Here is an 18428-nt window from a genome sequence, read left to right on the forward strand (position 1 = left end):
CTCAAACCCTATCTGGTAAAGTAATTGATTTTAAGACCAAACAACCTTTAGAAACGGTAGCTGTGTATTTTGACAATACCACCTTAGGTACTACAACGAATGAAAAAGGTGAATTTTCTATCACTTATACAGATGCCGTAACTTCTACTTTGGTAGTTTCATATTTAGGATATCAAAAAGAGTTCATTACTAATTGCAGAAAGAAAAAAAATGTAATAATACCGCTTAAACCCTCGGCAGTAAATCTCGATGAGGTGGTCTTAGATTTTGATGATGGATTAACCAGAAAAGAAAAATTATATTTATTTAGAACGCAGTTTCTTGGGACTTCTAACTTTGCTAGATCATGCAGAATACTAAATGAAAATGACCTTGTTTTAAGATTTAATAGAGCAAATAATACGCTTTACGCAAGCGCAGATGCACCATTAAAAGTTAAAAACCGAGCACTTTTGTATGATATTTCTTTTGATATTATAGATTTTGAAGCCAGTTTTCGCTCTAGTAATCTCGATGTTCAGTCATTTGTCTTACAGAAAGTTTCGTATTTAGGTACTTCGTTTTTTAACGATTTAAATAAAAACAATAAAAGAAGGGTAATAAAAAATAGAGAAAGAGCGTATAATGGATCTGTGCAACACTTTATGAGAGCTTTATATAATGAAAACTTGGGAGCTAAAGGATATTCCATTTTTCACAAAAGCTTAAAAGTAAATGAATGGGATTATTTTAAGGTAAACCTCAGTGAAGATGGCAACTCCAAAGAAGTTGTCTTAAATGAAAAAGTAGCTATTCTATACAATAAAAGAAGTAGATCCGATATGTTGTTAGAAGGAATAGATAAATTTTATATTGATGCTTATGGTAATTACTCACCAATTATTGGAGTATTTTTTTACGGTGCTTTAGGAGACCAACGTGTAGGAGATACTTTACCTTCTGATTATGGTTTAGATTGAGAATAAAAAAACCCAGAACAAAATCTGGGTCTACATTATAACTATTTAATATGAGATTTATAAAGCTTTAAACCATTCCTGAAACTGATTACCTAAAAGGAAAATAGGTTTTTGTTCACCGCTTAAAGAGCCCACTAAACTTATTACCCACAAAACTAGAGGTAAAACCCATGCGAAAAAATTAATGAACGGAATTAAACTAAGTACTATGGCTAACAACATAATGCCTAAAACTTGCCTAATATAAAATGAACCTAATTGTGTTTTGTTGCTACCATTCATAACTAAAGCAATAATCCACCCTATTAAAGTGATATGAGCAATTATGGCAACATTTTTACCATCACTTAAAACTTTTTTAGCATCGGCTGCGAATTCGTTTGCTTTTTCTTTGGCATCCTCCGCAAATTCACTTGTTTTTTGGCTGATCTTATCACCAGTCTTCTTAGCGCCGTCTTTAGCATCTCCAATCATACCCTCAAGATCGTTACTTAAGTTTTTATTATTGTCTGACATAATTTTTTAAATATTGGTTAGATTATAAAGTTAATGAAAATGAACCAAGTTATTATTTTTTACCAAATAGCTTACTAAAAAAACCTTTAGTTTTTTCTTTGGCTTCAGTGTAGGTTTCTTTAACTTCCTCTGTAAGTTCGTCGATCTTGTCCTCGGCTACATCTGCAAATTCAGAAATTTTTTCACCTGCTTCATTAGCAAACTCTTTTGCTTTAACCTTTGCCTCTTCGTAAGTTTCTTTAGCATCTTCTGTTAAATCCGCAGCCTTTTCTTTGGCTGCATCCGCAAACTCTGTGGCTTTTTCCTTGGCGTTGCCATACAGTTCCTTGGCATCTTCATTAATAAATTCAGTTGCTTTATCTTTTACATTACTTAGTACTTCTTTTGCTTCGCCAGCGAGTTCATTTGCTTTTTCTTTTGCAGCGTCTAACGCCTCACTTGCGTTGTCTTTTAAAGCACTTGCTTTCTCATTAATGGTGTCTGTAGCTTCATTAGTGGTGTCTTCAATGTGATCTGTAGCATCGTTAACTTGGTCTTCTAAATTGTTATTGTCTTGTATCATGGTGTTTAATTTAAATTGTGTTTATATGTAGATGAAACAAAGGGTAAGTTACAGTTTTATTTAAATGCTTGGTCTATTGGTTCCCAAAGTTCAATTTTATTGCCATCGTTATCTAAGATCCAGCCGAACTTGCCGTAGTCGTATTCTTCCATTTTTCCTATTATTGTGACACCTTCTTGCTTTAAAGTTACTAATAATTCTTCTAAGTTTTCAACACGGTAGTTAAACATAAAGTCTTTTTTTGACGGCTGATAGTATTTAGTGTCTTCGGCAAATGGACTCCACTGTGTGCTACAATCTTTACCATCCTTATCTTTCCACCAAAAGGTGCAGCCGTAATCGTCTGTATTAAAGCCTAAGTGCTTTTTATACCAATCTTTAGATGCTTTAGGGTCTTTGGTTTTAAAGAATAAACCTCCAATTCCGGTAACGCGTTTTTTCAATTTTCCTTATTTTTTTTGGATTTCATTAATTGAAACCCTTAATGTTATTTTATTGCTGTAATATACAGTTTATTAGATGTCTCGACTAGGTTCCAAATGACATAAATGTCTACTTCTTTATGGTAGATTCATAAATTTCTATCCACTCTTCAATCGTCATTTTTCCTAAAAGCTCTTTAATGAGATTATAAGGAATATCGTCTGCTTTTTTAAAGCGCACGCAGCTTTTACCCATGTCTAATTTGTACTTGGCATGCTTTGGATATTCCGATACAAACCAATCGTATAGCTCTTTTTTTGCGTACAATCCCATATGATAGAATGCAATAAAATTCTTTTGAGAAGCTAAATTCATAAATGGTAAAGGCGGAAATGGTTTACAGTGATATCCTGGTGCATAGATGGATTTAGGTACAAAGTAGGCTGGCATGCCATAACCCATACCAGACTCTAAACCTTTTGGCATGTTGTCCTTTATGAGGTTATGTAGTTTTGTCATTGGTGCCTTTCGTTCTTCTGGCAATTGACTAATGTAGTCTTCTGGTGAGTCTGCTTTGTATTGCATAATAAAATTGATTTAGCTAGATTCTAAATTTAGTAAAATTCTGCCTTAATTTTATCTACAATGGTTTGTGCTAATTTTATATTGCTTTCAATTGTCCATCCTGCCACGTGAGGTGTAAGAAGTACATTGTTCATTTTTACTAGTTTTTTGAGTTGAGATGTTTCTACTGCGCTTGCCATAACATTCTCAAAAGACGATTTTTCGTATTCTAAAACATCGAGTCCGGCACCTAAAATTTTTCCAGATTCCAAGGCATTTACTAAATCTTCGGTTACCACGCTCTTACCACGTGCGGTATTAATTAACCAAAATGGGTTTTTAAAATTATTGATAAATTCAGAATTCACCATATTAAGCGTTAGGTCGGTTTGTGGTGTATGTAAACTTAACACATCAGCTTTATTTTGTAATTCTTGTAAGCTGACTTGGGTGGCATTTTCATCAGCTACATTAGGTTTTATATCATAACAAAGTACATCTACATCGAAACCGCGTAGTTTTTTGGCAAATGCTTTACCCATATTGCCATAACCGATTAGGCCAACTGTTTTGCCATCGAGTTCTAAACCACGATTGGCTTCTCGCAACCATTTGCCTTGCCTAACTTCTTTGTCTGCTTTATTTAGCTTATTGAATAGCGATAGCAGCATGCCTAAAGTATGCTCACCAACAGCATTGCGATTACCCTCTGGTGCATTAAATAATAGGATTCCCTTTTGTTTTGCGTAATCACCATCTATATTTTCTAGTCCTGCTCCAACACGACCTATAAATTTTAGGTTTTTGGCAGCGTCTAAAAACTGTTTATCAATGGTAAAGCGACTACGAATGATGATGCCGTCATATTCTAAAATTTTGGCTTCAATATCATCTTTTGAAGATGTATAATCTTCATGATTGGTGAAACTTAAATCATTGAGTTGGTTAATGAGTAACTCGTGGTTTTTATCTAAGTGAAGAACTTTCATTTGTGTTTTGTCATTCTGAACTAGTTTCAGAATCTTTTTGTAGTATTAAAAAATGGGATGCTGAAATAAATTCAGCATGACATACCATTTTGTTTATATCCAAGGATATTCCGTTTGGGTCATTTCATCTTGTACATCTCCTGTGTGAGCTGTATTTAGTTTTTCGAACAAAAGAAGATGCACTTCTTCACCATTTTTAGTTGATGGGTTGTGTTCAACACCTTTAGGGACCACAATCATTTCACCTTCTTTTACCACCTCTGTACGATCTCTAAATTGCATGTACAGCGTACCCTTAATAACCTGAAATAATTCATCTTCATGCTCATGGCTATGCCATACAAATTCACCTTTAATTTTCGCAAGTATCACTTGCATATCATCTACGGTTGCGATACGATGTGGATGCCATTGTTTTGAAAACAAAGCATGTTTGTCTTTAATATTTATTGCTTTCATATTTATGCCTGCGAAAGCAGGTATCTTTTTAATTAAACATAAGGGTTTTATTATGCTTTGACAGGCTCAGCATCACAATATATTATATAAATTGAAGCCCAGCTCTGTTATCAAAGTTACGAAGTTTTTTTACGATAGAGCAAAAGGGATTCTGCCTGTAATGGATTCCTGCCTTCGCAGGAATGACAAAAGGATTTCTATTAAATACCTAGAATTAATTTAGCAATCCAGAAATAAAGTAGAATCCCTAAAATATCATTACTAGTCGTAATAAAAGGGCCAGTAGCTATAGCTGGGTCTATACCTCTTTTGTCTAAAAATAAAGGAACAAAAGTACCTATTAAGCCTGCAATAATTATAACCGCAACAAGTGAAACAGAAATAGCTATGGCTTTGTCTAATTCACCAATATATATCCAAATAAAAAGTAAAAGAAAAACAGCTAAGATGACTCCATTAAGTGCTGCTAATAACATTTCTTTTATCAACCTACTGTTAACACTTCCTTTTACATCATCATTTGCCAAACCTTGCACGATTATAGCACTAGATTGTACACCAACATTACCAGCCATTGCCGCAATAAGTGGTGTAAAGAAAAATAAAACTGCATATTGACTAAATGATTCTTGAAAGCCCTCCATTATAATAAAGGCACCAACACCACCAATAAGCCCTAAAAACAACCAAGGTAATCTGGCACGAGTAAGTTGTAAAATACTATCATCTGCTTCTACATCTTGTGTAATACCTGCCGCTAATTGATAATCTTTATCCGCTTCTTCTTTTAATACATCTACAATATCATCAATTGTAATTCTTCCTAATAAGATCTGATTGTCATCTACAACTGGGATGGCTTCCAAATCATATTTTGCCATAACCTTTGCTACATCTTCTGCATCGTCTTTTACATTAACATAATCTACATTTTCTTTAGCAATATCTGCGATTTTATGATCGCTTTTAGCAATGATTAAATCCTTTAAAGAAAGTCTTCCGATTAACTTTTCTTCTTTATCTACAACGTATATGGAATGTACACGTGTAACATCTTTTGCTTGTCCTCTAATACGACGCAAACAACCAGCAACCGTCCAAGTAGCATAAACCTTAACTAGTTCTTTAGCCATTAAACCACCAGCAGTATCTTCGTCATAAGCTAATAATTCTTTAATTTCAGCTTTGTGCTCTTCATCTTCAATCTGAGAGATTACCGCTTCTTGGCGTTCTTCTGGTAATTCAGAAATAATATCGGCAGCATCATCAGTATCGAGCTCTTCTACTTCTTCTGCAATTTCTTTGATGGATAGATTTTGAAGGACTTTTTCACGATTATCCTCATCGAGTTCCATGAGAATATCCGAAGTCGTTTCAGAATCTAGTAGCTTAATAACATAGATGGCATCCTCTAAATCGAGTTCATCGAGAATGTCGGCAATATCAGCATGGTGATAGTCGTTTAAAAGGGTTTTGAGTTCCTTGTGACTTTGGTCTTCGATAAGAACCTCAACCTTTTCGATGAGTTCATCAGTTAACTGAAATTGTATGTTATCTTTAAGTTCTTCCACCTGATTTGTTAGGTCATTGCGAGCATAGTGAAGCAATCTGTCTAATTAAAACATTTAGATTTTAGAGATTACCACGTGCTTTGTCCTCGTAATGACGATAAGTTAGTTTTCGTCCTTTTCAATAAGTGACGTCAGCTCAATAAATTGTGAAACATTTAATTGCTCTGGTCGCTGCCCAAAGATAGTATTTGCTTTTAAATTATCTGAGAGATTGAATACTTTTAAACTGTTGCGTAAGGTTTTTCGGCGTTGTTGAAAGCCCGTTTTTACAACTTTAAAGAATAGTTTTTCATCACAAGGTAAGGTGTAATTAGCTTTTCGCTTTAGTAATAAAACTCCAGAATCTACTTTTGGTGGCGGATTAAAAACGGATGGTGGTACTGTAAATAAATACTCAGCTTCATAAAACGCTTGTGTTAATACGGACAGAATGCCGTAGACTTTAGAGCCCTCTTTAGAACAAATACGTTGCGCCACTTCTTTTTGAAACATCCCAGAGAATTCTGGCACTTGATGTCGCATTTCTAAAGTTTTAAAAAGGATTTGAGACGAAATATTATATGGAAAATTTCCAATAATGGCGAATGACTTATCTCCGAAAATTTGAGTTAAATCGTATTTTAAGAAGTCTTTCTCGTAAATCCTGTTAGCTAGATTGAGATAGTTGTTTTTTAGGTATTCTACAGATTCAGTATCAATTTCTATAACGTGCGTAGTTGTATCTTTTTTGATTAGGTACTTAGTCAATACACCCATTCCTGGACCAATTTCTAAGATATTTTTATAACCTTCTAACGATAAACTATCTGCTATATCTTGAGCAATAGTCTCGTCCGTTAGAAAATGCTGACCTAAGTGTTTTTTTGCTTTGACTTGATTATGGTTTGACACGAAATAGGAAGTATTAATTATTTAATTACGAGTTGATGATTTATCATTTGTGTCATTTCGAACGTAGTGAGAAATCTCATTAATGATTAAGTAAAGTGATGAGATTCCTCATCGATATGCTCTGTCGGAATGACAGACAAACTTAATTGAAATTCACAGAATACTCATCAATAACTTCGAGCTCTGTTCTAAATGCTAACATTTTATCAGCGAATTTCTTTAGCCCATCTTGTCTTAACCGATCTGCATCTTCTGCGTAATAGGCATTTAGTGCTTCTCTAGACGGTGCTTTATATTGCACAGAGTAGGTGGTGCCTCCCATATCTTCTTCAACCAAAACTTTAGTGAGTTTAGCGTCTACAAATTTACCTGTAGCTAACACTTGTGGTATGTGTTCTTTTATCCAAACAAGCCATTCTTTATGAGCGGAATCATCTATGTTTATGGTGACGTTGTATATTATTGAGTTCAACTTAAAATTTATTTTTGGCGGCTGAGGCTCTCGAAGCCGCTCTATATTAATGTGATGACTTCGAGAGCCTCAGTCACTAAATCAGTCAACTAATTGATACTATCACCTCTTAACATTCGGAACTTCTTCCTAGCTTCGATAAAGTAAATACTGTCTTCAAACTCAAAAATAATTTTTTCGTAGAGTTGCTTTGCATCTTCTGGTTTTGCCAAATGTGTATTGTAGAGCTCTGCTAAATGGTAATGTGCATCGTCTGCAAGGATATCTTCTTTCCAGTCCGAGATAATTTTAAGATAGTTTATTTCCGCCTTATCATATTGTTTTTTCTTCTCAAAAAGTTCTGCTTGTCTAAATAAGGCTTGGTCGGTAATGCTTTCTCCTTGGTGTTCATTCAGAATTTTATCTAATAATGAAATGGCTTCATCTGTTCTGTTCTGAAAGGCAAATAAATCTGCCTTTGCATAATGCTTTAAGGCGGTTTGTAGGCTGTCTTCAAACTTATTGTCAGATATGAGAAGCTTTAAGTCTAGAGCATCATTAGCTATAAGCTGTGATGCTGAAGATTTTAAAATTTTAAGCTGAGATTCTGCCCAGTCAAAATCCCCCTTGTAGTAACTTGTTTTTGCGACTTTAAAACGTGCTTCTTGAGAAATACTACTATTCTTTAAGCTTAATTGAATTTGAGAATAAAAAATTAACGCTTCATTAAAACGCTCTTGTAAGACTAAAATATCTGCTAACAATAATTTTACTTTAGCTTCTTGAAATTCGGAAATATTAAGCTTTAAACTTTTTCTTAAAAATTTTGTTGCGCTTACTGTGTCCTTAAAGTGAAAGGCTAAAAATTCTCCGTAAGCCAATTGAAGCGGAATGGTAAGTTCTGATTTTCCGTATTGTTTAAACAAAGCGTTATAAGCGTCGTTAATACGGTTGCGCTCCTTTTGAGAGTCTGCATTTTTAGTGTCAATTTCTAAAATATATTGGTGGGCAGTTAGTGCAGTACTAAGATCTTGGGTAGTTTCTAAAATATAATTAAAAATGGTTTTAGAGGTCTCGTTATCATTATCATTTAGTGCTGTAAGCGCAAGTTCAAAAATACGTTCTAAACTCTCTGGGTTACGTTTGTAAAGCGCTTTTTCTTGTATAAAAGATTTATTGTAGGCTTTCTCTTGCACGTAGAGCCAGCTCAATAACTCATACCAATACGGACTCGGTTCTTGCTGAATTTTCTTTAGTAAAAGTCGTCTTAAGTAAGTGTTGTTTTCGTTAGACTTATTTTCTGAAATAAAATCACTTATTGAGCGTTTAATATTATTGAGATAATTAGGTCTGTAGGCTATGTAATCTATGTAATTTTTAAACATTTTCTCAACGCTTCCTTGATCGCCATAGATACGTGCTAGTTGAATGTTGTAATTTTTATCTGGTGTTAAAAGTTTTCCTTTATCATAAACCTTTATAGCTTGTTCTAACAAGGAATGGTCTTCAAATTTTTTAGCTATGCTAAAGATATAGTTTGGTTTTTCATCTACATAAGCAATAGCCTCTTCATAAAGCCTATTAGCTCTATTGAGGCTGTCCTTAAGCTGAAAATTGTAACCTAATTCTACTAATAATGTTGGGTTTCTGCGCTTTGCCAAACGTTGGGTTAGGATATTTTCGGCCTCATTATACTGCTCTAATTGTTGGTGTATGTCTACGAGCTTGTACACGTATTTATAGCTATAAGGTTTTTCTTTATTAAGATTCTCATAGATAACAAGGGCCTTTTTAAATTCTCCTTTTTTGTAATAGCTATCTGCAAGTATTTCGCTATTTTGAGAATACCCAATATAAATACAAAGTAATAAGGATATAAATGCTAACTGTTTTTTCATATAACAGGTAAAATGTAAATATAACAAAAGGAATATCTAGAAATTGTATAAGCTTAGTTAAATCATGTCTATAAAAAAATGCCCAGACATATTGTTTGGGCATTTTACCAGCAAAATAAATGTGCTATTAACCATTATTTGTTTAAAAAATATGATTCAATTATTCTGTCTTGGTTTTTACTATTGCTGATTAAAATCAGAATAAAACTTTGACGACCACAACAATAAGTGCAATGAGCAATACAATGCGTTTTATATTTTTCATAAACTCGGTCAGTTCTTAGATTTGGGACTACGAACATGATAAAAATAATGAAAAAAAACGAAGAAAGACCCAAAGAATCGATTAAAAACAGATTTTTTTAACAAAAAAGTCTTAATTCTTTAAATTTGAATGATTTAAGAGATCATATTAAACCCTGTATATGGTACTAATACTTCTGGGATTTTAATACTATTTTCGGTTTGATAATTTTCTAAAATCCCGGCCAAAACTCTTGGAAGAGCCAATGAACTTCCATTTAATGTGTGGCAAAGTTCATTTTTACCATCATTATTCTTATAGCGAAGTTTTAAACGATTAGCTTGGAAAGTTTCAAAATTAGAAACAGAAGAAATTTCTAACCAACGATCTTGGGCTGTGGAGAATACCTCAAAATCATAGGTTAAGGCTGACGCAAATGTAACATCACTACCACAAAGTCTTAAAATTCTATAGGGTAATTTTAATTCTTTAAGAATAGTTTTAACGTGGTCAATCATTCCGTTAAATGCTTTATAAGAATTATCAGGATGTTCTACACGTATAATTTCTACTTTATCAAATTGATGTAAGCGATTTAAGCCTCTAACGTGCGCACCATAACTCCCTGCTTCACGTCTAAAACAAGGTGTGTAACCAGTGATTGATATTGGTAAATCACTTTCATTAAGAAGCGTGTTTCTAAATATATTTGTACCAGGCACTTCTGCGGTTGGTATAAGGTATAAGTTGTCTGCTGTGACATGATACATCTGACCCTCCTTATCTGGTAATTGACCAGTGCCAAAGCCAGAAGCTTCATTTACCAAATGAGGTAATTGATATTCGGTATAGCCAGCTTCCGTATTTTTGTCTAAGAAATAAGTAATTAAAGCACGTTGTAACTTTGCGCCTTTACCTTTATATACAGGGAAACCAGCACCAGTAATTTTATTACCCAGTTCAAAATCAATGATGTCGTATTTTTTTGCTAATTCCCAATGTGGTAATGCGCCATCAAATAGTTTAGGAATAGCACCTTCTTTGTATATTTCTTCATTGTCTTGGTCAGAATTACCTTCTGGTACAGAGTTATGAGGGACATTAGGTATTTTATATAATACATCAGTTAAAGCATCAGCTTTTTCATTTAATTCTTGTTCTAATGTTTTTACAGTTTCCTTAAGTTGTATTGTTTTTTCTTTTAAAAGATTAGCTTTTTGGGCTTCACCAGACTTAAATAAGTTTCCAATTTCTTTAGATAAGGTGTTAGATTCTGCTTTTGTACTATCTAGTTTTGTTTGGAGCGCTCTTCGCTCCTCATCCAACATAATAGCATCATTAATCATTTGCTCGGCGTTAATATTTCGCTTTGCTAATCGTTTTATAACATCCTCTTTATGGTCTCTAATAAAGGCAACTTGTAACATATATAAATTTTTGAATAAACGCTTACTAGCGTTGAAAAGACAAGCCACAAAAGTAATAAGAATTTAAGCAGATAAAAACTATTTTGAAGGCAATATCCAATCGTGGTGTTTAAAATGATACCATTCCTCGTTTGCTAAGTCGACTTTAGGGTCTATGAGTTGCTGATAACGTTTACCATTAACACTTACATAGGAACTAACATATACTTTAACAGCTATTCCTTTTTTAGCAAAATCTTTTTTTAAATGTTGTGCAAATTGCCAAATGACATCGGGTTTAGTGCTTGCGCTACGTTGTTGCTTTTTTGTAAGATAGTTAGAGAGTTTTATAGGGATGAGTTGATTTGTAGCCTCATCAATTACTCTAAATGTCGTTTTTCCATTTTTAGCTCTTAGCATCATGCGCCAAGATAACCGATGTCCTTCTTCTGTCCATAGTACGCTGTCTTTAAAAAAGTGATGCCGCAATGGTAGTGCAATATGAATTAGAAAATAGAATGCAAAAACAGTAACTATTAGGTTTTTGTAATTTGGGATAATGATTTCATTTAAGTTATAGTATGCCTTTTGTTTTAAGAATATATTACGAATAATCTTAGGTTCAAAAAAGAATAAACTAAAGGCTAAAGATAAATACGGAAATATGCCAATTTGAAAGACTATAGAATTAAATACATGGAAAAATATTGAAATAAAAAAAGCATAACGTCGTGTAGCCTTTAATAGTAATAAAGGGATAATAAGACCATCAAACAATATACCTCCATAAGCAATAATATAATGAAGTGGTTTTTGTTGTAGGAGTTCTCCAATGATAGGATAATTAGCTCTATTTTTCATAAGAATTTCAATAGCGGTAGTGTTGAGCCAATCTGGATATAGTTTTGCAATTGATGCATATGAGTAAAGTATAAATAATTGTAAAACAAACACCCATTTACACCAAGCTGGCATAGATATGCGTTTTAGCGACGGATTTATTTTTACGTCTAACGAGGCATACCTGTTAGCAGGTAGTAGTACCATTAAATAACTTAAAATAAATAGAAGGTAATAATGGTTGTTATAAGAAGATTTCTGCATTAGGTATGTGGCTGTCCACATGGTAGCAAACATAAACATACTTGCGCGGTATTTATAACCTACCATAACAAGAAGACCAAAAATTCCCATAATCATATAGTAGGCATACATCCAATTTCCGGGTAAGGGTTGGAGCCATTCAAAACCAATAAAGGAAAATGTAAATTCTGGCTCTATTAGAGTCCGTCTAATCCAGCCTGTAAAAATAGCACCAACAGATTCTAAAAAACACAATAAGCCAAATACTATTCTAAATACAATGAGTCCAGAATTATCTATATGTTTAAAGAGAAATTTAGTCATTTATTCGGTTAATGAAGTCTAAGGCTTCAATAGCATCTTTTTTAAGTTGAGATTTTAAGGCTTCTAAATTTTCAAATTTTTGCTCGCTTCTTAGTCGTTTTAAAAATTCTATTTTTAAAAAAGAGCCATAAATTGTTTTGTTGAAGTTAAATAAATGAACTTCTAAAGATTTTGTTTTACCATCAACAGTAGGGTTGGTTCCAATATTCATCATTCCAAAATAAAGTGTGTCCTCAATTTTAGTTTGTACAACATAAACGCCATCTTTAGGAATTAACTTATAATGTTCTTTAATATAAACATTAGCTGTAGGAAAATCTAATGTTCTACCAATACCACGACCTTTAATTACCTCGCCAGTAATGTAATAATGATAGCCCAAAAAAGTATTAGCTTTAGTAATTATACCTTCTTTAAGTGCATGTCTAATTTTGGTTGAGCTTACGGTAACATCTTTGATATCTTGAGCTAAAATCTCTTCAATTTTAAAGTTGTATTTATCAGCAAAATTTTTGAGATCAATAATGTTGGCAGATCTGTTTTTTCCAAAATGATGATCATAACCTATAACGATAAATTTTGTGTTTAATTCATCAACTAATATTTTTTTTACGTACGCTTTAGCGTCTAAATTGGCAAAGTCTAAATCAAATTTTTTAATGATTACATCGGTTATACCAGACTTTTTTAAAAGTTCAACACGCTCATCAATAGTATTTAAAAGTTTTATGGTTTTGTCTTTTTGTAATACCATTCTTGGATGCGGAAATAAAGTAAGCACAGAAGGTGTTAAGCCATGCTTTTCTGCTAATGAGACAACACGTTTTAATATCTTTTGATGCCCTACATGGACTCCATCATAAGTGCCGATGGTTAGGATTTTATCGGAATTAGTAATCAAAGACTTGCGTTTGTAATTTTACGTTAAAAAAATAATACCTGAATTAATTGTTGTAGAAAAAGCATAAATTCGTAATTTACTAATCCCCATACAAATAACTTATTATGATAGCAAATCTACGTTATGTTTTATCATTAACCATTTTTTTGATTGGCTTTTCTGCACTTGCCCAACAGAATTATTGGCAAGAAACAAATAAAAACTTAAGCCTTAATAAGGGCTCCGAGATACTCAATAAAAAGTTTTATAAAACCTATCAATTAGACCTTAATGCGTTTAAATCTCAATTAGTAGGAGCACCACTAAGATCTTCAAATATAAATAGGTCTAATGTTAAAGTCTTTTTACCAAGTCTTAAGAATGGACTACAAGAATTTATGATAGTTGAAACACCTGTGTTATCAGACGAGCTATCTGCGTTATATCCTAACATTAAGACTTACCTTGGTTTTAGTACCAGAAACGCAGGCAATAGAGTGAGATTTAGTGTAACTCCACAGGGTCTCCAAACTATGACGACTTATGCAGATAATCTAATGGATTTTACAGTTCCTTTAAGTAAAACTGATAATACAAATTACGTCGTTTATGACAGACGAGCTAGATTAGAATCTATAAAAGACTTTGATTGTCTAACAGAGGATACTGCTATGCCAATAGCTAAAAGAACATCCACGAGTAGAGATGCTAACGATCAAACTTTAAGAACGTTCAGAATTGCAATTTCTACAACAGGCGAGTATACTAATTTTTGGGATGATGGTAACCTAGCTAATGGCAATGCACAAGAAGATGCTTTAGCACAGGTTGTTTCTACTTTAAATAGAAATAATGAGGTTTATGAAGTAGATATGGCAGTAACATTTAAGCTTGTCACTGGTACCGAAATTATTTTCCCAGATGCTACAACAGATCCTTACACTTCTGGTGGTTTTAATTCTCAATTACAGGCTGAACTTTCTGCTCAGGTTGGCGAAGCCAATTATGACATAGGACATTTGTTTGCGTTTGGAAGTAACAATGGTAATGCTGGCTGCATAGGTTGCGTATGTGTAGATGGCAATAAAGGAAGTGCGTTTTCTGAGCATTCATTTTTAGATAATGACGGAGGCCCTTACATGTCAGACTTTTTTGATATTGATTACGTGCCTCATGAAATAGGTCACCAAATGGGAGCTAATCATACATGGTCTTTTTCTAGTGAAGGTACTGGAGTAAATGCAGAACCAGGAAGTGGAACAACTATTATGGGCTATGCTGGGATTACGGGTCTAAATGATGTGCAAGATCACTCCGATCCTTATTTCCATTATTACAGTATTCTACAAATATTAAATAATCTACAGACACAAACTTGTTGGGTGGGTACCGTAATTTCAAATAGTCCTCCTGTAGCAGATGCAGGATCAGATTTTACAATTCCTACTGGTACTGCGTTTGTATTAAAAGGTTCAGCAACTGATGCAAATAGTGCAGACATACTAACTTACAATTGGGAACAAATAGACAATGGTGTTACAACTTCAGGAAACTTTGGGCCAAATAAAGCGACTGGTGCCGTATGGAGATCTAGACCACCAAGCACATCTCCAGATCGTTTTATGCCAATTATTGAGCGCGTAATAAGCGGGCAATTAACAGAAATAAACCCAACTGAAACACTAGATAATTCCTCTTGGGAGACGGTGTCTAATGTTGGTAGAACTTTAGAATTTGCGTTAATTGTTAGAGATAGAAGTGAAGCCAATGGTGTAGGTCAGACACCACAAAGTGATTTTGACACAATGACCGTTACGGTTGATGATGCGGCAGGACCTTTTTCCGTTACCTCGCAAACAACTGACGAAACTTGGGATGTTGGATCTAACCAAACCATTGCATGGGACGTCGCTGGTACTGATACAGGTGAAGTTAATACACCAACTGTTAATATTTTGCTTTCTATTGATGGAGGGTTTACCTATCCTTTTACCTTAGCAACCAATGTACCTAATGATGGGTTGCAAGAAATTGTTGTGCCAGCTGTAGGAGGGGATTCTTCAACAGCTAGAGTTAAGGTTGAAGGTAATGGTAATATTTTCTATGCTATTAATAGTAGTAATTTTTCTATACAAGAATCAGAATTTGTTTTAAATATTGACGAATCTGTTGTAGAGGTTTGCGCTCCAGATAATGCTGTGTTTGCATTTACATATAATACATTTTTAGGATTTACTGGGACAACAACATTTAATACTACGGGTTTACCAACTGGCGCTAATGCTATATTTTCTCCTGCTACGGCAAGTGCAGATGAGACTTCAGTAACGCTAACAATTTCTGGTATAGGAACATTGTCTGTGGGCAATTATCCTTTTAGCATTGAGGGAACTTCTGGCACTGTTTCAAACTCAGAAGAGGTAGCCTTAAATGTTTATGATGCTACTATTCCTAACTTAAATCTTATACAACCTGCTGATGGAGCTACTGACGTAGATCCAATTGAAGCTACTTTTAGTTGGAATTCAGAATTTAATGCAACATCCTACGATATTGATATCGCTACCGACGCTGCATTTAATAATATTATTGACGGAGGTAGTGTTAATGCTACAAATTTTATAGCCACATCGTTTAGTCCACTTACGCAATATTATTGGCGTGTAAGAGGTGTTAATGATTGTGGGCTAGGTTTGTATACCGAAGCTACGTTTACAACCTTAAATATTTCTTGTAATAATTTTAGCGCTACGGATGTACCAATTTCAATTTTAGAAACTGATAATAATGTAGATAATTATACCTCTGTAATTACTATCACAGAAGATTTACCAATATTAGATATTGATGTTAGAATAAATATACAGCACGCATGGGATTCTGATCTCGATATAAGTTTAATAAGCCCAGCAGGTACTGTTGTAGAATTATCTTCAGATAATGGAGGATCTGGTGATAATTATACAAATACTGTTTTTGATCAAGAAACTACAGAGCTTATTACTAGCGGTAGTCCACCTTTTACAGGCAGCTTTGTGCCAGAGGGAGATTTATCAATATTATATGGAGAAACGTCTGGTGGAGACTGGACGCTTAGTGTGGATGACGACTTTGGAACCGAAGATGGAGGAGAAATATTAGAGTTTACAATGCTATTTTGTGTAGAAGGAACGTTAGGTATTGAAAATTTTGAGGTCAATACCACTGATTTTTCCATCAGCCCTAATCCAAATAATGGTGTTTTTAATATTAATCTAACCAATTTTAATCTTCAGGATGTTAAAGTATCTGTACATGATATTAGAGGGCGTCGTATTTATGAAGAAATTATTGAAGCATCAACGCAAATCAGCAAATCTATTGATCTACGGCGTAATGATGCTGGTGTTTACTTAGTTACAGTAGAGGATGGTGTTAGAAAAATTACGAAACGTGTCATTATAAATTAGTCGTTTAATCATTACTTTTTATAAAAATCTCTATGGTATTGCAGATTAAAAATTGATGCAAAACATAGGGATTTTTATTTAGTTTTCCATCTTACAGATTCCATAATTCGCTTTATATCATTTTTCAAATATTCTGCTGCTGGGTATATAGAATCGTAATTTGGTGTGGCATAAAAGTATAATGAGCCACTTAAAAAATGGTTGGTACTATCGGTAACATAAAATTGAGATTGTGAAGCGGCATCACCACCAATTTCGTACAGCATTCCGTAGACTTTAGTTTTTGGGTTTTCAAATATATTTTGCGAAATTTCATCAGCCTTCATCGTATGCTTTTGTGTTAGGTTTTGTGCATCGCGTATGAGGCTGTCTAAATTATTGTTTATAGGTTTATAAGTGAGGTATATAGTTGCCTTTAAAGCAGAATAATTAATGTCAATACCTTTTGAGTTTCTTAGAGATTTTACTTTAGATATTGGATTTGCAAGTTCATTTTTGTCAAAAGTAAAAGGAAGCGGTGTTAGTGCTTCTTTGTACTTAGCAATAGGGTAATCTAATCTTAAGTGTGCTTTTGGCTTTGGCAATGGATCATCGCCACACCCAAATAATAAGATACTCCATATTAATACTACTCTTTTCATTGTTTTAGTTTGAGTAAAGTTAGTTTTATTTGCTTTATTCGTTTTTGCTCTAAAGCTTCAATTGTAAAAACGTAATTTTTAAAATTTATTTTACTACCAATTCTTGGAAATCCACCAGATATTTCTAAAACAAACCCAGCTAAAGTTTCGGCTTCCCCTTTTTTGGCTTCAAAATCTTCAGCTTCGGCTTCAATACCTATAATTTTATAGACGTCTTTTAAAGGAGTTTTTCCTTCAAAGCTATAATTAAGGTCGTCTATTTTTGTGTAGATTAAATCATCATCGTCATATTCATCGCTAATATCACCTACAATTTCTTCAATAATATCCTCTAAAGAAACTAAACCAGATGTGCCACCATATTCATCAACGACCACAGCTAAATGCACTTTTTTTGTTTGAAACTCAACCATTAAATCATCTAATTTTTTGTTTTCTGGGACAAAAAAGGGTGCGCGCAGTAGTTGTGTCCAATTAAAAGTTGTTTTATGTAAATGAGGTAAAAGATCTTTTACATAAAGAACACCTTTAACATTATCGATATTTTCTTTAAAAACAGGAATCCTAGAGTAACCGTGTTCAACAATATTCTTAATAATACCCTCAAAAGGTGTGTTTATGTCTAAAGCAAAAAGATCCATTCTTGGTCGCATGACCTGCTTGGTATCTGTGTTTCCAAATGAGACAATACCTTGTAATAGTTTTTGCTCCTCTTGTGTTGTTTCATTGTCATCAGTTAACTCTAACGCCTGTGATAATTGATCTACGCTAAGGTTGGAGTGTTGTTTTTCAAAACTATTTTGAATTTGTAATGTTACAAAACGCATTGGTAAACTAATTGGAGTAAAAATAACATCTAAGAGTTTTAATGGATGTGCCATAAAGCTCGAAAACCTAATACTATTTCTACTCGCATAGATTTTTGGTATAATCTCACCAAAGAGCAAGATTAAAAATGTTGCCGAGACAACTTCTAGTAAAAACCGAATAAAACTATTGGTTATACTGTTGAATAAGAATTCTCCTACGTAAGCGAATAAAAGAACAATAGCGATATTAATAAAATTGTTGGCTATTAATATTGTAGCTAGCAACTTTTTAGGACGCTCTAGTAATAA

16 protein-coding genes and 1 pseudogene are annotated in these 18428 nt (G+C 33.7%); 2 read left to right on the top strand and 15 right to left on the bottom strand.

Annotated elements, in window-relative coordinates:
• Nucleotides 1-17 precede the first annotated feature (17 nt).
• A pseudogene (locus Q0800_RS00625) lies at nucleotides 18-959 on the top strand (carboxypeptidase-like regulatory domain-containing protein); the annotation flags it as partial.
• Between the two features lie 57 nt (nucleotides 960-1016).
• Here the strand turns inward: Q0800_RS00625 and Q0800_RS00630 are convergent.
• The 13 genes from Q0800_RS00630 to Q0800_RS00690 all read right to left on the bottom strand — a co-directional run bounded on the left by Q0800_RS00630 (nucleotide 1017) and on the right by Q0800_RS00690 (nucleotide 13241).
• On the bottom strand, nucleotides 1017-1475 hold the full coding sequence (locus tag Q0800_RS00630; RefSeq protein WP_299126732.1) for a YtxH domain-containing protein: 459 nt from the start codon (nucleotides 1473-1475) through the stop codon (nucleotides 1017-1019).
• A gap of 52 nt (nucleotides 1476-1527) precedes the next feature.
• On the bottom strand, nucleotides 1528-2037 hold the full coding sequence (locus tag Q0800_RS00635; RefSeq protein ID WP_299126734.1) for a hypothetical protein: 510 nt from the start codon (nucleotides 2035-2037) through the stop codon (nucleotides 1528-1530).
• A gap of 56 nt (nucleotides 2038-2093) precedes the next feature.
• Nucleotides 2094-2480, bottom strand: a complete 387-nt coding sequence (locus tag Q0800_RS00640; protein ID WP_299126735.1) for a VOC family protein — start codon at nucleotides 2478-2480, stop codon at nucleotides 2094-2096.
• Nucleotides 2481-2589: 109 nt separating this feature from the next.
• On the bottom strand, nucleotides 2590-3045 hold the full coding sequence (locus tag Q0800_RS00645; RefSeq protein WP_299126736.1) for a DUF1801 domain-containing protein: 456 nt from the start codon (nucleotides 3043-3045) through the stop codon (nucleotides 2590-2592).
• 29 nt (nucleotides 3046-3074) lie between these two features.
• Nucleotides 3075-4013 carry a 2-hydroxyacid dehydrogenase gene (locus Q0800_RS00650; protein WP_299126737.1) on the bottom strand — a complete coding sequence of 313 codons (939 nt, stop codon included), beginning with the start codon at nucleotides 4011-4013 and terminating at the stop codon, nucleotides 3075-3077.
• Nucleotides 4014-4106: 93 nt separating this feature from the next.
• Complete coding sequence (locus Q0800_RS00655; RefSeq protein ID WP_299126739.1) at nucleotides 4107-4472, bottom strand: cupin domain-containing protein; 366 nt, start codon at nucleotides 4470-4472, stop codon at nucleotides 4107-4109.
• 200 nt (nucleotides 4473-4672) lie between these two features.
• The gene (mgtE, locus tag Q0800_RS00660; RefSeq protein WP_299126740.1) at nucleotides 4673-6043 is read right to left on the bottom strand and encodes a magnesium transporter; all 1371 of its coding nucleotides are present in this window, start codon (nucleotides 6041-6043) and stop codon (nucleotides 4673-4675) included.
• Nucleotides 6044-6145: 102 nt separating this feature from the next.
• Complete coding sequence (gene rsmA, locus Q0800_RS00665) at nucleotides 6146-6934, bottom strand: 16S rRNA (adenine(1518)-N(6)/adenine(1519)-N(6))-dimethyltransferase RsmA (protein ID WP_299126741.1); 789 nt, start codon at nucleotides 6932-6934, stop codon at nucleotides 6146-6148.
• 142 nt (nucleotides 6935-7076) lie between these two features.
• A complete protein-coding gene (locus Q0800_RS00670; protein WP_299126742.1) occupies nucleotides 7077-7406 on the bottom strand; it encodes a DUF4286 family protein in 330 nt (109 codons plus the stop codon).
• A gap of 89 nt (nucleotides 7407-7495) precedes the next feature.
• Nucleotides 7496-9283 carry a tetratricopeptide repeat protein gene (locus Q0800_RS00675; protein WP_299126743.1) on the bottom strand — a complete coding sequence of 596 codons (1788 nt, stop codon included), beginning with the start codon at nucleotides 9281-9283 and terminating at the stop codon, nucleotides 7496-7498.
• A 399-nt stretch (nucleotides 9284-9682) separates the two neighbouring features.
• The gene (gene serS, locus Q0800_RS00680; RefSeq protein WP_299126745.1) at nucleotides 9683-10954 is read right to left on the bottom strand and encodes a serine--tRNA ligase; all 1272 of its coding nucleotides are present in this window, start codon (nucleotides 10952-10954) and stop codon (nucleotides 9683-9685) included.
• A 78-nt stretch (nucleotides 10955-11032) separates the two neighbouring features.
• Nucleotides 11033-12340 (bottom strand): HTTM domain-containing protein, encoded by a 1308-nt coding sequence (locus tag Q0800_RS00685; protein WP_299126746.1) that lies wholly within the window; start codon nucleotides 12338-12340, stop codon nucleotides 11033-11035.
• Nucleotides 12333-13241, bottom strand: coding sequence for a bifunctional riboflavin kinase/FAD synthetase (locus Q0800_RS00690; protein WP_299126748.1), 909 nt, complete (start codon nucleotides 13239-13241; stop codon nucleotides 12333-12335). The genes Q0800_RS00685 and Q0800_RS00690 overlap by 8 nt, the downstream gene beginning before the upstream one ends.
• Before the next feature lie 104 nt (nucleotides 13242-13345).
• Between Q0800_RS00690 and Q0800_RS00695 the strand changes: the two genes are divergently transcribed.
• Complete coding sequence (locus tag Q0800_RS00695) at nucleotides 13346-16669, top strand: reprolysin-like metallopeptidase (RefSeq protein ID WP_299126750.1); 3324 nt, start codon at nucleotides 13346-13348, stop codon at nucleotides 16667-16669.
• 74 nt (nucleotides 16670-16743) lie between these two features.
• Here the strand turns inward: Q0800_RS00695 and gldD are convergent, their stop codons facing one another.
• On the bottom strand, nucleotides 16744-17310 hold the full coding sequence (gene gldD, locus Q0800_RS00700; protein ID WP_299126751.1) for a gliding motility lipoprotein GldD: 567 nt from the start codon (nucleotides 17308-17310) through the stop codon (nucleotides 16744-16746).
• The coding region (gldE, locus tag Q0800_RS00705; protein ID WP_299126752.1) for a gliding motility-associated protein GldE at nucleotides 17307-18428 on the bottom strand (1122 nt) is incomplete at its 5' end. The genes gldD and gldE, both read right to left, overlap by 4 nt.

Origin of the sequence: uncultured Winogradskyella sp., from assembly GCF_937958655.1 — a bacterium.
Classification (GTDB): domain Bacteria; phylum Bacteroidota; class Bacteroidia; order Flavobacteriales; family Flavobacteriaceae; genus Winogradskyella.

What these genes read in the sequence shown, in the direction of transcription:
- Q0800_RS00650 (WP_299126737.1), bottom strand. Translation starts at nt 4,013, where the DNA reads ATGAAAGTTCTTCACTTAGATAAAAACCACGAGTTACTCATTAACCAA.
- Q0800_RS00635 (WP_299126734.1), bottom strand. Translation starts at nt 2,037, where the DNA reads ATGATACAAGACAATAACAATTTAGAAGACCAAGTTAACGATGCTACA.
- gldD (WP_299126751.1), bottom strand. Translation starts at nt 17,310, where the DNA reads ATGAAAAGAGTAGTATTAATATGGAGTATCTTATTATTTGGGTGTGGC.
- Q0800_RS00695 (WP_299126750.1), top strand. Translation starts at nt 13,346, where the DNA reads ATGATAGCAAATCTACGTTATGTTTTATCATTAACCATTTTTTTGATT.
- Q0800_RS00645 (WP_299126736.1), bottom strand. Translation starts at nt 3,045, where the DNA reads ATGCAATACAAAGCAGACTCACCAGAAGACTACATTAGTCAATTGCCA.
- Q0800_RS00675 (WP_299126743.1), bottom strand. Translation starts at nt 9,283, where the DNA reads ATGAAAAAACAGTTAGCATTTATATCCTTATTACTTTGTATTTATATT.
- serS (WP_299126745.1), bottom strand. Translation starts at nt 10,954, where the DNA reads ATGTTACAAGTTGCCTTTATTAGAGACCATAAAGAGGATGTTATAAAA.
- Q0800_RS00630 (WP_299126732.1), bottom strand. Translation starts at nt 1,475, where the DNA reads ATGTCAGACAATAATAAAAACTTAAGTAACGATCTTGAGGGTATGATT.
- Q0800_RS00685 (WP_299126746.1), bottom strand. Translation starts at nt 12,340, where the DNA reads ATGACTAAATTTCTCTTTAAACATATAGATAATTCTGGACTCATTGTA.
- Q0800_RS00655 (WP_299126739.1), bottom strand. Translation starts at nt 4,472, where the DNA reads ATGAAAGCAATAAATATTAAAGACAAACATGCTTTGTTTTCAAAACAA.